Below are 16,942 nucleotides of genomic sequence, written 5' to 3'. Positions count from 1 at the left end.
CATGAGCACGAACGAGTCAAGCAACGCACGTGAAGCAGCGGAATCCAGCAGTGATGCCAAGAATCCAGTGCCCACCACTCCGCTCACCCAGGAACAGGACAACAATCCAACGGAACCGCTGACAAGGGAAACCCCGGCAAGGGAGCCGCTGGCAGAGGAGCCGGCACCCTCCCCGCAGCCCCAGCCAACACCGCGGCTGCAGCCAACACCCCCGCTCCAGCCAACCCCGCCGCTCCAGCCAATACCGCTCACGCCACCGCTTGAGCCCAGCTATCGGGTGGAACGGAACATCGACGACGACGAACCGCAGCAGGCGCGGATCGGCACCGTGGTGTGGGGATTGATTGTGATTGCCCTGGCCGCTTTGTTGGTGATCTCCACCCTGGGTTGGGTGGTGCTGGACGGCACCTACGTGCTGATTGGCCTCATGATCGGTGCAGGCGCAGCCTTGGTCATCGGAGGACTCCTCGCCGCCCGCAAGAGTGCTGGCAAACCGAAGAGCCCTGCGAAGTAACTGCCAACACCATCGGGACAGGTACCAACAACGTGACAAAGCAACCACAACAAGGAAGTCTGTAGCCATGGACAAGTTCTTCAGCATCGTCAGGGGCTTCGGCCTGAAGCGTGGACCCCAGCGCTGGTTGGGTGGCGTCTGCGGTGGGATCGCTGCGAAGCTCAGGGTGGACGTCGCATATGTTCGCGTCGCTTTCCTGCTCTTCTGCCTCTTGCCCGGGCCGGCTGCCGTGTTCTATATCCTCGCTTGGCTCATCCTGCCGGACCAGAAGAACAGGATCGCGCTGGAATCGTTCATCAGCCAGCGTTCCCGTTAGGGTCACAACGACCAACAACTTCGACGTCAGCGACACAAAGCGCCCCGCACCTGCGGGGCGCTTTCGTTGTTTTCAGGGAGATTTCCAATACCGCACGGCCGGGGTCGAAAGTAACCATTTGTGTCCCACCCCACATCCACGTCTAGAATCGTTGGGAGCTCAGCGTGGCGCTCTACACGTATTCCTCCAAGCCATGAGTGAGCAAACATGAAAATTGGCATTCTTACCAGCGGTGGCGACTGCCCCGGACTCAACGCAGTAATCCGGGGAGCGGTCCTGAAGGGGATCGCAATCCACGGCCAGGAGTTCGTGGGTTTCAAGGACGGCTGGCGCGGCGTTGTGGAAGGTGATGTCATCGACATCCCCCGCACCTTGGTCCGCGGCATCGCCAAGCAGGGCGGCACTATCCTGGGCACCTCGCGTACCAACCCGTTTGAAAATGGTGGTGGACCGGACGTCATCAAGGCCCACATGGAACGCCTGGGCATTGACGCCATCATCGCAATTGGCGGCGAAGGCACGCTGGCGGCGGCAAAACGACTCACCGATGCCGGACTGAAGATTGTTGGTGTTCCTAAGACCGTGGACAACGACCTCGATGCAACCGACTACACCTTCGGCTTCGATACCGCGGTTGAAATCGCCACCGAAGCAATCGACCGCCTCCGCACCACAGGTGAGTCCCACCACCGCTGCATGATCGCCGAGGTCATGGGCCGCCACGTAGGCTGGATCGCCCTGCACGCCGGTATGGCCGCTGGTGCGCACGCCATTCTTATCCCGGAACAGTCGGTCAGCATCGAGCAGATCACCGAGTGGGTCCAGGAAGCCCACGACCGCGGTCGCGCGCCCCTGGTGGTGGTAGCTGAAGGCTTCGTTCCTGACCACATGGAATCCCCTCACTCCGAACGCGGACTGGACACGTTTGGCCGACCCCGCCTGGGCGGAATCGCGGACCAGCTCGCACCGGAAATCGAAGCACGCACCGGCATAGAGACCCGCGCCACAATTCTTGGCCACATCCAGCGTGGCGGCGTACCAACTGCCTATGACCGCGTTCTGGCGACCCGCCTGGGCATGGCAGCCATCGATTCAGTGGTGGAAGGCCGTTGGGGCACCATGGTGGCCCTGAAGGGGACGGACATCTCCCACGTTGGTTTCGAAGAAGCACTGGGAAAGCTCAAGACCGTTCCCCAGCACCGCTACGACGAAGCGTCGGTGCTGTTCGGCTAGTCGGCTAGGCTGAATCCATGACTCTTGAGCCCACGTCCGCTGCCATTATCCAGCTGGCGTGGGCTCGCCATTTGGGGTTCGACGACGACGCTTTCGCCGCCGCTGCGGCCCGGGTCACCACTTCGGGCGTAGACCCAACCGACCCCTCAAACCGCATCACCCTCGCCGACGAATCGGCGCGGGCGGTCGTTTTCCTCCGCCTTTTTGGTGCCTCAGCACTGGTGGGACCCCAATGGGTCCTCGACGCGGCCGCTGGGATTCCAGACACTGAGCTTGCCCAGCATGTCACGCTGTTGACCCTCACCCGGTCCCACGGTGGACACGGCCTGGGGTCCTCGGCCTTGTTCTTTGCCGACGACCTCCCGCTCAATCAACCTTCCGAAGACCTCACGGTCTCACGTGGCAATCCAGAGGCGATCGCGCTGGAAGGGCTGTGCCCGCCGGATGACGTCAACGAAGTGGGCCTGCAAGCCCTCGAGCACCGCTTCACCATCATGCATCCCGAGGAAGAGCAGCCCACTCCCGTGGCGTGCGGGGCCTACTCCGAGTGGGAGGGAATCCTGGCCAACATGGGCGTCCTGGTAGCTCCCCCCTGGCGTCGGCGGGGACTGGGAACTCTCGCTGCATCGATTGCTGCCCACGAAGCCCTGGCCGCCGGGCTGACGCTCCAGTGGAAGGCCGATGTCAGCAACAGCAGCGCGCTCGCGATGGCGCGGAGCTTGGGATTCGCCACTGGCGGACTCCATGCGAGCGTGCTGCTCGGCTGAGCGTAAGCCTTTACTTCCGGCCGGCGTCCTGGCGCGAAGCACCGGCTGCATCGGTGTCCCGGCCATGAGGAGCCTCCTTTGCAGCGGCACCGCCCTTTGCAGCAGCACCGCCCCACCCTTCAACGGACCTCGGCTTGGCAAAGAACATGGCCACCACTGCCCCGACGAGAATCGCACAGGCGGGCAGCACGATCGACTGGCCCATCGCCGTCGAGAATCCTGCATGCAGGGCCTCGGGCAGGGCACCGTTCATGGACGCTTGGTTCGCCGGAGCTCCCGCTGGCGCTGCAGGCAACTCGGCCGCAAGCCGGGCCTGGATCAGGGCGGCAATGGCCGCCGATCCAAGGACTGCCCCGATCTGGCGGGTAGTGTTGAACACGCCCGAACCGGCGCCAGCTTGGCGTGGCTCAAGGTTGCGCGTTGTGGCATTGGATACCGGCCCCCAAATGAAGCCATTGGCAACACCCTGCAGGGCACTGGGAAGCAGGAACATCCAAATGGGAGTATCCGGACGCAGAAGTGAAGCTGTCCAGAAGAGCGCTCCTGCCATACAAACCAGGCCGAAGGATGCGAACCAGCGCGGGTTGGCACGGTCGATCAGCTTACCCACCACCGGCGCCAGGCCGCCGGAGATCACTGCCATGGGAATCATCAGCAAGGCTGACTGGGTGGGGGTCAAGCCCCGCACAACCTGGTAGTAGAAGATGGTGGGCAGCGGGAACGCCGTCACGGTGAAGCCGACCACCATGATGGTGGTATTGCCCAGCGAGAAATTGCGGTCCTTGAACAAAGCGAGCGGCAGCAGCGGTTCCCCGCCGCGCCGGCCCAGCAGCCACTGCCAGAGAACAAAGAGAACCAGGACCACGAGTCCTGCGATGATCAAGCCCCACACGGTAACGGCACCGGTTACGGTTCCCCACTTATAGGTTTGGCCTTCTTGGAGGCCGAAGACCAAAAGAAACATGCCGACGGCGGAGAGCACCACGCCCGCGACGTCGAATGAATGGCTGTGCGTAGTCAGCTTCGGGACGAAACGCGTGACCATGACGAAGGCAACAATTCCAATCGGAACGTTGACGAAGAAGATCCACTCCCATCCCAGTCCGTCCACCAGGACCCCGCCCAGAATGGGACCCACGAGTACAGCCATGCCGGCTGTTGCTCCCCAAAGTCCCATGGCGGCACCCCGGCGGTCCGGAGGGAAAATACGGGTGATGACAGCCATGGTCTGGGGCGTCATCATGGCCGCGCCGAGTCCTTGGACCGCGCGGGCGGCGATCAACATGGTGATATCGCCGGAGAGGCCGCACCACAGCGAAGCCAGGGTGAAGACCACAAGGCCGATCAAGTACAGATTCTTCGGCCCAAAACGGTCACCCAACCTGCCGGTGATGAGAAGGGGTACTGCGTACGACAGGAGGTAGGCGCTGGTAACCCAGATGACGGCATTGATGTCCGTATTGAGGCCCTCCATGATCCGCGGATTCGCGACCGACACGATAGTGGTGTCGATAAGGATCATGAAGAAGCCTATGACCAGTGACCACAACGCCGGCCACGGCTTAGCTACGTTTTCCAAGGGATTCCTTCGGCTGGTATGAAAGTTCTCTGATCCCGCACCCATTAGTGCGGTTGTCGTAGCTGCCGGGCTTTCTTGGAACCCCCCGCGCCTTAACCGAGAAGGGCCAATATTTCCGCCCTGGCAAACATCTTGGCCGCTTCGCGCGCCGTGGGAGTTCCGGCGTCGGGGTCTGCTCCTGCGTCCAGCAGCGCCCGGGCGACGCCCGTGTATCCCTTGAATACGGCCCCGGCAAGGGGGGTCTGACCACGGTCATTGGGAGTATTCACGTCAGCGCCGTGGTGCAGAATCAACTGCACGGTTTCCTCATGCCCATGGTAGGCAGCAAGCATGAGCAGCGAATCTCCGGAAGCGTTGGTGAGCGTGGCGGGTGCACCGGCGTTCAGGTAGCTGCGAAGCATCTCGGTGTCGCCTTCGCGTGCGGCATCGAAGAGCGCATGGGCCAAGGCAACTGCTTCGTCGTCGGCGCCCATATCGGTGCTGGCGGACCCGGTTTCGGGTCCGGTGCTGTGACTTGGTTGGCTCATCGGTGGGGTCCCTTCAGGAATCCGGTTTGGCGCCCGACGACCTGGCCGGCGTCGGGGGCGACGATCACTTCCTGGGCTGCGACATAAGGCTCCTCGCCGTCCATGACTGTCAACGTTTCATCCGCCGGAACGGAGCGCTTGATGACAGCCAAAGCCACGGGGCCCATCTCGAAGTGCTGCGCCACAGATGTCAGAGTACCCACCTTGCGCTCCCCCGCAAATACAACGCTGCCAACGGCCGGAAGCGTGTGCTGTGAGCCGTCCAGTTGCAGGAAGACGAGGCGCCGCGGCGGATGGCCGAGGTTATGAACGCGTGCGATGGTTTCCTGGCCCTTGTAGCAGCCCTTGTTCAGGTGAACGGAAGTACGAATAAGGTCCAGCTCATGCGGAATGGTCTTATCATCGGTCTCCGCCCCCAGGCGTGGCCGCCACGCGGCAATCCGCAGGGCATCGGCCGCCATGGCACCCGCTAGAGGAAGGCCTTCGACCACGGATTCCAACTCTGCCGCCGGGACGAGGTATTCGAACCATGGGCGTTCCAGCCCAGGGTGGGACTCCTCCGGGACGGTGCTGTAGGAATAGCCGCCCGGGCCTACATGCGGCCACGGATCTTCCCAAACCAAGTAACCGCCGAGCTTCTCCACGGGCTTCGTGGAACCAAGGACAGCCCACTCCCCGGAGACATCCGTGATCTCCACACGCAGCATGAACTTCATCTTGTTCAACCACTCGGCCAACGGCGCCGCTTCCGCGGTTTCGACGATAAGCCAGGTGGTTTCAGCGTCGTCAATGACCCGTGCATCGAACTCGATGCGGCCCTGGACGCTGAGCAGCAATAGTTCGCTACCAACCTGCGGCTGGAGATTGGTCACCTGCTGGGAAGACAGCGTGTTGAGCCAGCTGAGGCGGTCCGGTCCGGACACCGTCACCACGCCCCGGTGCGAAAGATCAACGACGGCGGTTCCGGTTGCCAGGGCGCGTTGCTCCCGCAGGGGCTCGCCGTAGTGGGCCGCGACGCCGGCATCCAGGCCAGTGTCTTCAACGGCGCCAGGGCGCGACAACAGGGGGCTCTTGTAAGTCATATGTAGTAGAAGTCCTTGCGGCTCAGTGGTATTCCGAAACTCAGTGGTATTCCGGAACTCGCAGATATTCCGGGGTCAGCGGTATTCCGGGTTCTCGAAATCGAATCGTGTGCCGGCCTTCCATTCCTGCGGAAGGTTGCCATAGGCAGGGATGCCACCTGCATCCCTGAGAAGGCGGGCCATGTGCATCAGGTTCCAGGACATGAACGTGGTGTTCCTGTTAGTAAAATCACTCTCCGGACCACCAGACCCTTCGTCCAGGTAGCTGGGCCCTGGGCCTACTGGGCCAATCCAGCCGGCGTCAGCCTGCGGAGGGATAGTGAAGCCTATGTGTTGGAGGCTGTACAGCACATTCATGGAACAGTGTTTGATGCCGTCTTCGTTGCCGGTGATAAGGCATCCGCCCACCTTCGGGTAGAACGCCCACTGCCCCTTGTCAGTCAGTTCTCCGGAGTGGGCATAAAGCCGCTCGATGAGCTTCTTGGTTTGGGAAGAGTTATCACCCAGCCAGATGGGACCGGCCACCACCACGATGTCGGCCTCGGCGACCATGGGATAGATCTCTGGCCATTCATCGGTTTTCCAGCCGTGCTCGCGCATGTCCGGATAGACACCACTGGCGATATCGTGGTCCACGGTCCGGATGAGGCTGGTGGTGACGCCCTGCTTTTCCATGATGTCGCGGCTGATGCGGATCAGCCCATCGGTGTTGCTGACCTGAGGCGAAGGTTTCAAGGTGCCGTTGAAGAACACGGCCTTGAGGCCCTCGTAGCCTCCCGGCTTGAGGTGGTTATTCACTAGCTGCTCCTTTGCTGGTTGCGTGTGGAACGTTCAGTGAGACCTCGTGCCGGCGTCAGGAAACCCTGTGCAGGAACGCTGATGCGTGTGCTTCCAGCGCCTTGCCGTTGGCGGCAACATCCCAGCGCCAGAGGAGATTGCCATCCACCAGGCCAAAGATCCGTGTTGCGGCGGTGTACTCCTTGGAGTGGCTGCCGCGCATCACCATATCCGTGGTGAGCTGGATCTGCGGCCCCTTGATCTGGCCGTAGTAGAGCTCGGTAATTCCCCCGGGGTGGGCAATTGACACGGAGATATCGAAGCCGCCTTCTTTGTTGCGGCGTTCTTCAACCTCATCGGCGGTCTTGAGCACAGGAACGATGTCCGCCGGGATAAGTCCGGGACCACCGTCGCCTTCCTGGAGTTTGCGCTCCAGGGCCCAGAACCCGGTTTCCACGGTCAGCGGGCGCAACTTTGCGCCAGCGTCGTCGCTGAGCCAGGTCTCGGCCCTGTACTGCAGGTACGGCAAACCGTTATGGGTGAAGGAGACGTGTTGGACGAAATGTTCCGAATCCTCATCACCACTGCCAAGCCGGCCGCGGCCTTCCCACTCACCAATGAGCCAGGAAAGCGGGACGAGTTCAGGCGTCAGGTCTGTTGGAATCTCAATAGGCACAACGACTACCTCTTTTGGACTGCAGGATCAGAAGGCTCTACTTCTGGCCCTTGAAAAGGCGGTAAACAACGAAACCCGCAAACCACGCCATGGCAATGCTTGCCAGGCCAAGGAGAACGAGGAAGAAGATTTCAAATGCGAGTACAGACATGATGCAATCCTAACCGTTAGTAGATGAGTAGTTTGTCTATGAAGTAGGCCAAGGCTCCCACGGCCCAAACTGGCGCGACACCCATTCCCAGTGCTGCGGGAATATTGAGCCGCCCGCGCCTGAGAGTAGTCATCCGCCGGAAGCAAACCAGAACCGATCCGACCACCATGCCCACCAAGGCAGCAGGCAGGACGGCGATGTCGGAAAAAACAAGTCCTGCCAAGGGGCCCATGAGGCCGGCCATGACGATGCCAAGGGGAGCCACAATCCGGTCCGGCCATCGAATGATGCCTACCAGGAGTGCAACTGCGGCGCTCAACCCGGCAACCAGGACCATTTCCTTGACACCGTTGAACCGGGCGCCGGCAATCCATCCGGCACCGAGGCAATTCAAGAGGACGCCAGCGCAACAGCCGAGCGTGGATTCCAGGCGCTGTGCCTGCCCCGTTCCCCGCACGAGCTGGATGATGAACACCGCCATTACCCCCAAGGCAATAAAGGCGGGGGTACCATCCAGGAATCCAGGAGCCGGCATGTAAGCTGCCGTGACTGCCGAGCCGGCGCCGGCCAAGGCAATGACGGAGGCCAGGGTTTTCTTCGCCGGGACTGCAAGGAAATGCGGCCAACCAAGCCCCACGGCCGCGGACGCCACGATGCCAACGCCCACCATGGCTTCCCGGGAAACGAAGGTGCTGGCCACGATGGCTGCGAGCGCCACGAGTCCGAATACCCCGATGCTCCAAGACTTCACTGTGTGCCCGACCTCAATTCGATGCGCCTTACGACCTCTCGACAATCCTGCCTTATGGCGGGCAAATATGTCGTAATTCCGGTGGCAGCCCGTCACGAATCCCTGACTGGCGGGGCTCGGGTGGGTATACTCGGACTTCAACGGCGCACACTGTTTGCCTTGATCCCGTTACAACGGGCAAAGGTTTGCCAGCTGCCGTGACCGGCCGGTGAAACTCCGGTTTCGACGCCCGATGATGCGCGTAAAGCCCATTGGAGGAACTATGTCGCACATCCTGCTCCTGACGAACAGCACCGGCTCTTCGGTGGACATTCTGCCTGCCCTTGAGCTGCTCAACCACCGTGTTCACATTCTCCCGGCAGAACCGACCGCGCTGCTCGAAACCGATCCCACGGATATCGTCTTCCTGGACGCCCGCAAGGACTTGGTGGGGGCACGCTCCCTAACGCAGTTGCTGAAGGCCACCGGACTCAGCGCCCCGCTCATGCTGATTCTTACCGAGGGCGGCATGGCAGCCGTTTCTTCTGCGTGGTCAGTGGATGACATCGTGCTGGACTCTGCAGGCCCTGCTGAGGTCGAAGCCAGAATCCGCCTGGCCATGGCCCGGGCTGTACCAGGCGAAGAGGAGACCCAGACGGAGATCCGCGCCGCCGGCGTCGTTATCGACGAAGCGAGCTACACCGCCCGGGTCAGCGGCCAACCCCTGAACCTGACGTTCAAGGAATTCGAGCTCCTCAAGTACCTCGCCCAGCACCCCGGACGCGTGTTTACCCGTCAGCAGCTGTTGACTGAAGTCTGGGGCTACGACTATTACGGTGGCACCCGGACTGTAGACGTGCACATCCGACGCCTTCGCGCCAAGCTCGGTGTTGACCACGAGAACCTCATCAGCACAGTCCGCAACGTCGGTTATCGCCTGACGTTGGTCAGGCTCCCGGATGACGAACTCTCGGAAGCGTAAGGCTTCCACTTCAGAGACAAACGAAGAGGCCAGGATTCACAAGAATCCTGGCCTCTTCTTCTTTTCGTGGAGGACATACGGGTCGAACGTATCGAGGCCACCCCACTGGTGGATCCCCCCTGTGTTGACTTCACGGTGAGCTACAGAACCCCGCCGCAAAGCCGAACGAGATAACGAGCCTACAGCCGATTCAAGGGGACTTCAAATTACAGTGCTTGCCCCGGACGTATAGCCTTGCATCATGAGTCACGCGCACCCCGAGAACTGGCCAGTACTGCTCGTCACCGGCGCCCTCGATCCCGAACTCCTCAAGGACTTCAGGACCCTCGCAGCGGCCGCCGAGGAATCCGACGGCAACCCTCCCTTGTCTGAACAGACACTGGTCATGTTGCGGGGCGTCGATGCGGGCGATCACTCCGTCCTGTCGCTTGCCCTTTATGCCCCTGATGAGGATTCGGATCCGGCGACCGGAGAAGATCTGGCGGGAATCGCCGTCGTCGTTGAAGCGCCGGGCCCATCAGGAACAACGGGTGTCCTCGAATTGGCGGTCCACCCCGCCTACCGCAACCAAGGCGTAGCGGGCCGCCTGCTGGAAGCGCTGGAAGGCAAACGCGGTTTTGACGGCTTGAGTGCCTGGTCCCACGGCAATCACGAGGCCGCGGCGGAGCTGGCCACTCGTTTTGGCTACGGTCCCGTGCGGGAACTGTGGAAGATGCGGCTGATGACCTCCACGTCCGCACTGCCCGACGTTGGCCTTCCGGACGGGGTCTCATTACGTGCCTTCGTGCCGGGACAGGACGAGGACGCTTGGTTGGCAGCTAACCGCGCGGCCTTCTCGCATCATCCCGAGCAGGGCTCGATGACGCGCGCCGACCTTGAGGCCCGCAAGGCCGAAGATTGGTTTGATCCGGCCGGCTTCCTCCTGGCCGTTAATGATGCCGGCGAACTACTGGGGTTCCACTGGACCAAGGTTCACCCGCGGCAGGGACCCCATCCCGCGATCGGCGAGGTTTACGTAGTGGGTGTGACGCCCGAGGCGCAGGGCCTGGGCTTGGGCAAGGCACTCACCGTGGCCGGAATCAGGCATCTGCAGGACAAGGACCTGCACGCCGTCATGCTTTACGTCGACGCCGACAACCAGGCCGCCGTATCCCTATACCAGAAGCTTGGCTTTATCCGCTGGGACACCGATGTGATGTATGGACCTTTAACCAAGAATTAACGTCAGCATCCCGCCGCAAGGAAAGCCCGGGACTTCTTGGATTCGGGCACTGGAATTGCTTGTAATGTGGGAGGAAACCCAGTCCTGAGCTTAGGAGAACCCCCATGCAGCCGGACCCCGTCGGCACCGCCGGATCCACTTCGAAGGGCGCCACGCTGCCCCCACGCTTCGGATCATCGGAAGTTCCGGCTTCACGAGCCACCCAGGACCGCATTGACATCCCGGAATTTGCGCCGAGCCTGGAACCCGAAGGCGACATCACGCCGGACCGTTTCCTGGACCGTGAGCTCAGCTGGCTGGCGTTCAACTCCCGCGTTCTGGAACTCGCAGAGGATCCGGACCTCTTCCTCCTGGAACGCGTGAATTTCCTGTCGATCTTTGCCTCCAACCTCGATGAGTTCTTCATGGTCCGCGTTGCAGGTTTGAAGCGGCGCATTGCAACCGGACTGGCTGTTCCCTCCCCTGCAGGCTTGAGCCCGATCGAGGTGCTGGAGCAGATCGGTGAGGAGGCGCACAAGCTCCAGGAACGCCATGCACGTGTTTTCGCCGAACAGATCCGTCCTGCCCTGGCCTACGAGCACATCCACATCATGCACTGGAATGAATTGGATGAAGATGCCCGTCACCGGATCAGCATCATGTTCCAGGAGAAGGTCTTCCCGATCCTGACGCCGCTGGCCGTGGATCCTGCGCACCCCTTCCCCTACATTTCCGGCCTCTCACTGAACCTTGCGGTGATTGTCAGCAATCCGATCAGCGACAAGGAACTCTTCGCCCGTGTGAAGGTTCCGGACCAGCTGCCGCGCCTGATCTCCGTGGATGGCCCCCGTGCAGGTGCCATTCCAGGCCGTGTTGCCCGCTTCATTGCGTTGGAAGAAGTCATCGCAGTCCACCTGGACAAGCTCTTCCCCGGCATGGAAGTCCTGGAGCACCACACCTTCCGCGTCACCCGCAACGAGGACCTTGAGGTAGAAGAAGACGACGCCGAGAACCTCCTCCAGGCCTTGGAGAAGGAACTCCTTCGCCGCCGCTTCGGTCCTCCTGTGCGTCTGGAAGTCACCACGGACATCAACCCGAACATCAAAGCGCTGCTCATCCGGGAACTCGGCGTTGAAGAGTCCGAGGTCTACTCCGTTCCGGCACCCCTGGATCTCCGTGGTCTCTCTGCGGTCAGCGCCATTGACCGCCCCGATCTCCACTACCCCAAGCATGTCCCGCACACGTCCCGGTATCTCAACGAATCCGAAACGTCCAAGGCGGCCAACGTATTTGCCGCCATGCGCCGCCGGGACATCCTGCTCCACCACCCGTACGACTCGTTCTCCACCTCCGTTCAGGCATTCCTGGAGCAGGCTGCCGCGGACCCCAAAGTCCAGGCCATCAAACAGACCCTGTACAGGACGTCCGGCGACTCCCCCATCGTTGACGCATTGATCGATGCGGCCGAGGCCGGCAAGCAGGTCCTTGCCTTGGTGGAGATCAAGGCCCGCTTTGACGAGCAGGCAAACATCTCCTGGGCCCGGAAGCTGGAACAGGCAGGCGTGCATGTTGTGTATGGCATTGTGGGCCTGAAGACCCACTGCAAGTTGTCCCTGGTGGTTCGGCAGGAAGTGGACGGCCTGCGCCGTTATTGCCACATCGGTACCGGCAACTACCACCCTCGGACCGCCCGCTACTACGAGGACCTCGGCTTGCTTACGGCGAACGAGCAAGTGGGCGAAGACCTGTCCAAGCTCTTCAACCAGCTCTCCGGTTACGCGCCGAAGTCCACGTTCAAACGCCTGCTCGTAGCGCCGCGTTCCGTGCGTGCCGGCCTGATCGAAAGAATCGAAGCGGAAATCCGCAACGCCCGCGCCGGCGTTCCTGCCCGCGTCCAGATCAAGGTCAATTCCATGGTGGACGAAGCCATCATCGACGCCCTCTACCGCGCCTCACAGGCCGGTGTGAAGGTGGACGTGGTGGTCCGTGGCATCTGCTCCCTCCGGCCGGGCGTACCGGGCCTGAGCGAAAACATCACGGTCCGCTCCATCCTCGGCCGGTTCCTGGAGCACTCCCGCGTCTTTGCTTTTGCAAACGGTGGAGATCCCGTGGTCTACATCGGATCCGCAGACATGATGCACCGCAACCTGGACCGGCGTGTTGAGGCGCTCGTCCAGTTGGCCAGCAAGGAAGACACCGCGACGGTCGTGGACCTCATGAACCGTTACGTAGACGACGGAACCGCGAGTTGGCACCTGGACAACCAAGGTCATTGGACCAGGCACCACCTTGACGAGGACGGAAAGCCTCTGTTGGACATGCAGTCCTGGCTCCTTGCATCCCGGTCACGCCAGCGTGCAGCGGCCCGGCGGTAAGGGAACGAGTTGAAGAGCGATACCCCCGTGGCGGATCAGACGGACCACCCCGGCGAACGGGTGGCTGTTGTTGCGGCCGGTGCCATTCCTTGGCGTGTTCAGAAGGGCGCCCTTGAGGTACTCCTGATCCACAGGCCCCGCTACGACGATTGGTCCTGGCCCAAAGGAAAGCTCGACGACGGCGAAACAGTTCCGCAGTGTGCCGTCCGTGAAGTGCATGAAGAGATCGGCCTCAACAGTTGGCTCGGCTTGCCCTTGCCGCCCATTCATTACCACGTCAGTGCCGGCCTGAAAGTTGTGCACTACTGGGCCATGCGGGTCAACGGCGAACAGCTCAGGCCCGACGGCAAGGAAGTAGACAGCGTCATGTGGTGCAGCCCCGACAGGGCTGCATCCTTCCTCAGCAACCCCACGGATGTGGAGCCCCTCGAGTACCTCGAGAAGGCCCATATCCGGGGCGAACTCGATACGTGGCCGCTCGTACTGATCCGCCATGCAAAGGCAAAGCCCAGGTCCTCATGGACCAAGGCTGAGGGCGAGCGTCCGCTGGCCGCCAGCGGACAACGCCAGGCTGCTGCCGTCCGGCGCCTGTTGGAAGTGTGGAAGCCGCAACGGATAGTTACCAGCCCCTGGACCCGTTGCGTAGCAACCATTGCCCCCTATGCGAAGGCAAGTGGAGCGAAGGTAAAGCTTGTTGAAGCCCTCACCGAGCACAACCACAACCGGTCACCAAAGAAAACGGCGGCTACAGTGGAGGCCCTGTTCGATAAGCAGGTGCCAATCGCTGTGTGCACCCATCGCCCGGCGTTGCCCACCGTGCTGAACCAACTGGGCCAGCACATGTCGGCCGCCTTGCGGGGCTTGCTGCCAACGTCCGATCCGTTCCTTTCTCCGGGCGAGGTCATCGTCTGCCAGGTGGCGCGTGGCTCTGAACGGAAGATTGTCTCCGTGGAACAGGTCAAACCTTTCGACGACTAGTGGCGACGCTCCCGGCGGCGATCCGGGGATCTGCCGCGGGGAGCGTCACGCGCGCCTACAAGGAGCTTGGGCAGCCGGCGTCGGTGATGAGACACTCATCGATCTACTGAGGGTCCGCATGGTCGAAACCAGTAAGCTGGACTCGTGAGCATCCCCACCCCATATGAAGACCTCCTGCGCGACGTCATGGCCAACGGCACGCATAAGTCGGACCGCACCGGAACCGGAACGCGAAGCGTCTTCGGCCGTCAATTGCGCTTCGACCTCGCCGAAAGCTTCCCGCTCATCACCACCAAGCGGGTCCACTTCAAATCAGTGGCAGTGGAGCTCCTCTGGTTCCTTCGCGGCGATTCGAACGTGAAGTGGATGCAGGACCAAGGTGTTTCCATTTGGGACGAATGGGCGGATGCCGACGGCGAACTCGGCCCCGTGTACGGTGTGCAGTGGCGCAGCTGGCCCACGCCCGACGGTGGGCACATCGACCAAATCTCCGAGCTCATGACCAACCTGGCGGCCAACCCGGATTCCCGGCGACACATCGTCTCCGCGTGGAACGTCGCCGAGCTCAAGGACATGGCCCTGCCGCCCTGCCATGCGTTCTTCCAGTTCTATGTAGCCGACGGCAAGTTGTCCTGCCAGCTGTACCAGCGTTCCGCGGACACTTTCCTGGGAGTCCCGTTCAACATCGCCTCCTACGCTTTGCTGACGTGCATGGTCGCCCAGCAGTTGGGCCTTGAGCCTGGCGAGTTTGTCTGGACAGGCGGTGACGTCCATATTTACGACAACCACGTGGAGCAAGTCGCCGAGCAGCTCACCCGTGAAGCGTACGAGTATCCGCAGCTGAAAATCCTGCGCAAACCGGACTCTATCTTCGACTACGCCTTGGACGACTTCGAGGTTGTGGGCTACAGGCACCATCCCACCATCAAGGCGCCGATCGCCGTATGAGCACTCCCGCATCCGAGAATCCTTCCCAGCTTCCCGGCGTCATCTTCACCCAGGAAACCGCTGCCAAAATGACCGGGATCGGCATGATCTGGGCCCAGACCAAATCCGGCGTGATTGGCAAAGACGGCTCCATGCCGTGGCACCTCCCCGAGGACCTCAAGCACTTCAGCCAACTGACCACGGGACACCCCGTCATCATGGGCCGCAAGACCTGGGAATCGTTCCCGGACAAGTACCGGCCCCTGCCGGGGCGCACCAACATTGTGGTGACCCGCAACCCGGAGTGGGCTTCCACGCCCGAGGCCGAGGGCGCCGTCGTGGTTTCCTCGCTGGACGCAGCCCTGCTGGAATCCCAGTTCGCCCCCGGTGGCCAGAAGGTTTGGATCATCGGCGGCGGCCAGATCTTTGAACAGTCGATGGGAATTGCCAACGTTGCCGTCGTCACCATCATCGATGCCGACCTCGACGGCGATACCTTCGCGCCTGAACTCGGCGACGACTGGACCTTTGATATTGCCGCGCCGGCCGAAGGCTGGCTGGCCGCCAAGAACGGCACACAATACCGGTTCACTACGTGGCGCCGGACGGAAAACTAGAAAACCAGGACATGCTCCACATGCTGAAGAAACCCGAAACATTGTTCGTGCTGGGATACATGCTGCTGCCGCTTTTCGCGCTGATCTCAGCCATTGTTGGACTGACCATGATTCTTGGCGGCAACCGCATCGTCGGCATCATCGTCTTGATCGTGGTCACACAGGTCTTCACGTTCGGTGCGTTCTTTGCCTTGCGCAAGCGCAAAGCCGTCCTGCTGCAAGGGCCCGACGCCGGGAGCTAGCCGCGGCGGTCGGCTTGCGTGGCCCTGGGGCGAGTGCCGGCGTCGTGCGTTGCGTGCGTGACGTAACCAACAGCGGCTCTTCGCCGCAAAAGTTTAGACTGGGTAAATGACTACAGCAGCTAATCCGTCCGTAGGACTGGTCGGTTGGCGTGGCATGGTCGGCTCTGTCCTGATGCAGCGTATGCAGGACGAGAACGACTTCGCCAACATCAACCCGGTATTTTTCTCCACCTCGAACGCAGGAGGTGCCGCCCCTTCCTTTGCTGACGGGGCTGGCAAGCTCGAGGACGCGTTCGATATTGAGACGCTTGCCAAGCTGCCAATTATTGTTACCGCCCAAGGCGGCGACTACACCAAGCAGGTTCACGGCGAACTCCGCAACCGCGGCTGGGATGGCCTCTGGATCGATGCTGCCTCCACACTGCGCATGAACGATGACTCGATCATCGTGCTGGATCCGATCAACCGCGACGTCATCGACGCCGGCCTGTCCGGCGGCGTGAAGGACTACATCGGCGGCAACTGTACGGTCTCCTGCATGCTCATGGGCCTTGGCGGACTGTTCAAGAACAACCTGGTCGAATGGGGCACCTCAATGACGTACCAGGCTGCCTCCGGTGGCGGCGCCCGCCACATGCGCGAGCTCCTGAACCAGTTCGGCACCATCAACAACGAGGTAAGCAGCGAACTGCAGGATCCGGCCTCAGCCATCCTGGAGATCGACCACAAGGTCCTCGCCGCCCAGCGCACTGGTGTTGACGCCACCCAGTTTGGCGTGCCACTGGCCGGATCACTCATTCCCTGGATCGATGCCGACCTCGGCAACGGCCAGTCCAAGGAAGAGTGGAAGGCAGGAGTGGAGACCAACAAGATCCTCGGAACGGGCAAGGGCACCGCGGGCAAGGACCACATCGCCATGGACGGCCTGTGCGTCCGCATCGGCGCCATGCGCTCCCACTCCCAGGCCCTCACGCTCAAACTGCGTGAAGACCTGTCCGTCACGGAGATCGAGAACCTCCTGGCCAAGGACAACGAGTGGGCCAAGGTTGTTCCAAACACCAAGGAAGCCTCCATGGCGGACCTGACTCCTGTGGCTGCCTCCGGCACCCTGGACATTCCCGTTGGACGTATCCGCAAGCTGGAAATGGGTCCGGAGTACATCAGCGCCTTCACGGTGGGTGACCAGCTCCTTTGGGGTGCAGCTGAGCCGCTGCGTCGCATGCTGAACATCGTGACGGGCAAGCTCTAGGCCCTGTCCGCGCTGTTTC

The 16,942-nt window shown here is 61.7% G+C and carries 18 protein-coding genes; 12 read left to right on the top strand and 6 right to left on the bottom strand.

All coding sequences use genetic code 11. The annotated features are described in order from the left end of the window. Window position 1 precedes the first annotated feature (1 nt). The 4 genes from KSW38_RS23820 (at window position 2) to KSW38_RS11450 (ending at window position 2,830) form a co-directional block, all read left to right on the top strand. The gene (locus KSW38_RS23820) at window positions 2-514 is read left to right on the top strand and encodes a hypothetical protein (RefSeq protein WP_254186392.1); all 513 of its coding nucleotides are present in this window, start codon (window positions 2-4) and stop codon (window positions 512-514) included. A 67-nt stretch (window positions 515-581) separates the two neighbouring features. Further along, the gene (locus tag KSW38_RS11460; protein ID WP_216925069.1) at window positions 582-830 is read left to right on the top strand and encodes a PspC domain-containing protein; all 249 of its coding nucleotides are present in this window, start codon (window positions 582-584) and stop codon (window positions 828-830) included. Between the two features lie 207 nt (window positions 831-1,037). Then, the gene (locus KSW38_RS11455) at window positions 1,038-2,063 is read left to right on the top strand and encodes an ATP-dependent 6-phosphofructokinase (RefSeq protein WP_216925068.1); all 1,026 of its coding nucleotides are present in this window, start codon (window positions 1,038-1,040) and stop codon (window positions 2,061-2,063) included. A gap of 17 nt (window positions 2,064-2,080) precedes the next feature. Next, a complete protein-coding gene (locus KSW38_RS11450; RefSeq protein WP_216925067.1) occupies window positions 2,081-2,830 on the top strand; it encodes a GNAT family N-acetyltransferase in 750 nt (249 codons plus the stop codon). Window positions 2,831-2,840: 10 nt separating this feature from the next. Here the strand turns inward: KSW38_RS11450 and KSW38_RS11445 are convergent, their stop codons facing one another. From KSW38_RS11445 to KSW38_RS11420, 6 genes are all read right to left on the bottom strand, one after another. Continuing rightward, window positions 2,841-4,409 carry a DHA2 family efflux MFS transporter permease subunit gene (locus tag KSW38_RS11445; RefSeq protein WP_216925066.1) on the bottom strand — a complete coding sequence of 523 codons (1,569 nt, stop codon included), beginning with the start codon at window positions 4,407-4,409 and terminating at the stop codon, window positions 2,841-2,843. A gap of 92 nt (window positions 4,410-4,501) precedes the next feature. Beyond that, window positions 4,502-4,936: an ankyrin repeat domain-containing protein gene (locus tag KSW38_RS11440; protein ID WP_377650713.1), complete on the bottom strand. Its 435-nt coding sequence runs from the start codon at window positions 4,934-4,936 to the stop codon at window positions 4,502-4,504. Beyond that, window positions 4,933-6,018 (bottom strand): CAF17-like 4Fe-4S cluster assembly/insertion protein YgfZ, encoded by a 1,086-nt coding sequence (gene ygfZ / locus KSW38_RS11435; protein WP_216925065.1) that lies wholly within the window; start codon window positions 6,016-6,018, stop codon window positions 4,933-4,935. The genes KSW38_RS11440 and ygfZ overlap by 4 nt, the downstream gene beginning before the upstream one ends. Before the next feature lie 75 nt (window positions 6,019-6,093). Continuing rightward, window positions 6,094-6,816: a flavodoxin family protein gene (locus KSW38_RS11430; RefSeq protein ID WP_216925064.1), complete on the bottom strand. Its 723-nt coding sequence runs from the start codon at window positions 6,814-6,816 to the stop codon at window positions 6,094-6,096. Between the two features lie 55 nt (window positions 6,817-6,871). Then, entirely contained in the window at window positions 6,872-7,471 is a 600-nt protein-coding gene (locus KSW38_RS11425; RefSeq protein ID WP_216925063.1) for a nitrobindin family protein, read from the bottom strand. Window positions 7,472-7,638: 167 nt separating this feature from the next. Then, complete coding sequence (locus tag KSW38_RS11420; RefSeq protein ID WP_216925062.1) at window positions 7,639-8,373, bottom strand: permease; 735 nt, start codon at window positions 8,371-8,373, stop codon at window positions 7,639-7,641. A 262-nt stretch (window positions 8,374-8,635) separates the two neighbouring features. Here KSW38_RS11420 and KSW38_RS11415 point away from each other — a divergent pair, with 262 nt between their 5' ends. From KSW38_RS11415 to asd, 8 genes are all read left to right on the top strand, one after another. Further along, complete coding sequence (locus KSW38_RS11415; protein ID WP_216925061.1) at window positions 8,636-9,334, top strand: winged helix-turn-helix transcriptional regulator; 699 nt, start codon at window positions 8,636-8,638, stop codon at window positions 9,332-9,334. A gap of 241 nt (window positions 9,335-9,575) precedes the next feature. Further along, a complete protein-coding gene (gene mshD, locus KSW38_RS11410) occupies window positions 9,576-10,556 on the top strand; it encodes a mycothiol synthase (protein ID WP_216925060.1) in 981 nt (326 codons plus the stop codon). 104 nt (window positions 10,557-10,660) lie between these two features. Next, window positions 10,661-12,910: an RNA degradosome polyphosphate kinase gene (locus tag KSW38_RS11405; protein WP_216925059.1), complete on the top strand. Its 2,250-nt coding sequence runs from the start codon at window positions 10,661-10,663 to the stop codon at window positions 12,908-12,910. 9 nt (window positions 12,911-12,919) lie between these two features. Continuing rightward, window positions 12,920-13,888: an NUDIX hydrolase gene (locus KSW38_RS11400; protein WP_216925058.1), complete on the top strand. Its 969-nt coding sequence runs from the start codon at window positions 12,920-12,922 to the stop codon at window positions 13,886-13,888. Window positions 13,889-14,032: 144 nt separating this feature from the next. After that, entirely contained in the window at window positions 14,033-14,836 is an 804-nt protein-coding gene (locus KSW38_RS11395; protein ID WP_216925057.1) for a thymidylate synthase, read from the top strand. Beyond that, a complete protein-coding gene (locus KSW38_RS11390; RefSeq protein ID WP_216925056.1) occupies window positions 14,833-15,432 on the top strand; it encodes a dihydrofolate reductase in 600 nt (199 codons plus the stop codon). The genes KSW38_RS11395 and KSW38_RS11390 overlap by 4 nt, the downstream gene beginning before the upstream one ends. 20 nt (window positions 15,433-15,452) lie before the next feature. Next, on the top strand, window positions 15,453-15,674 hold the full coding sequence (locus KSW38_RS11385) for an NF038396 family protein (protein ID WP_216925055.1): 222 nt from the start codon (window positions 15,453-15,455) through the stop codon (window positions 15,672-15,674). 106 nt (window positions 15,675-15,780) lie between these two features. After that, entirely contained in the window at window positions 15,781-16,923 is a 1,143-nt protein-coding gene (asd, locus tag KSW38_RS11380; protein ID WP_216925054.1) for an aspartate-semialdehyde dehydrogenase, read from the top strand. Window positions 16,924-16,942 lie beyond the last annotated feature (19 nt).

This window comes from Paenarthrobacter aromaticivorans, from assembly GCF_019038615.1.
Taxonomy (GTDB): domain Bacteria; phylum Actinomycetota; class Actinomycetes; order Actinomycetales; family Micrococcaceae; genus Arthrobacter; species Arthrobacter aromaticivorans.
Note: the sequence above shows the minus strand (reverse complement) of the source record. Positions and strands in the feature narration are given on the sequence as shown.

Coding starts and splice junctions, on each gene's coding strand:
- KSW38_RS23820 (WP_254186392.1), top strand. CDS start 2: ATGAGCACGAACGAGTCAAGCAACGCACGTGAAGCAGCGGAATCCAGC.
- KSW38_RS11460 (WP_216925069.1), top strand. CDS start 582: ATGGACAAGTTCTTCAGCATCGTCAGGGGCTTCGGCCTGAAGCGTGGA.
- ygfZ (WP_216925065.1), bottom strand. CDS start 6,018: ATGACTTACAAGAGCCCCCTGTTGTCGCGCCCTGGCGCCGTTGAAGAC.
- KSW38_RS11405 (WP_216925059.1), top strand. CDS start 10,661: ATGCAGCCGGACCCCGTCGGCACCGCCGGATCCACTTCGAAGGGCGCC.
- asd (WP_216925054.1), top strand. CDS start 15,781: ATGACTACAGCAGCTAATCCGTCCGTAGGACTGGTCGGTTGGCGTGGC.
- KSW38_RS11440 (WP_377650713.1), bottom strand. CDS start 4,936: ATGAGCCAACCAAGTCACAGCACCGGACCCGAAACCGGGTCCGCCAGC.
- mshD (WP_216925060.1), top strand. CDS start 9,576: ATGAGTCACGCGCACCCCGAGAACTGGCCAGTACTGCTCGTCACCGGC.
- KSW38_RS11385 (WP_216925055.1), top strand. CDS start 15,453: ATGCTGAAGAAACCCGAAACATTGTTCGTGCTGGGATACATGCTGCTG.
- KSW38_RS11450 (WP_216925067.1), top strand. CDS start 2,081: ATGACTCTTGAGCCCACGTCCGCTGCCATTATCCAGCTGGCGTGGGCT.
- KSW38_RS11455 (WP_216925068.1), top strand. CDS start 1,038: ATGAAAATTGGCATTCTTACCAGCGGTGGCGACTGCCCCGGACTCAAC.
- KSW38_RS11415 (WP_216925061.1), top strand. CDS start 8,636: ATGTCGCACATCCTGCTCCTGACGAACAGCACCGGCTCTTCGGTGGAC.
- KSW38_RS11390 (WP_216925056.1), top strand. CDS start 14,833: ATGAGCACTCCCGCATCCGAGAATCCTTCCCAGCTTCCCGGCGTCATC.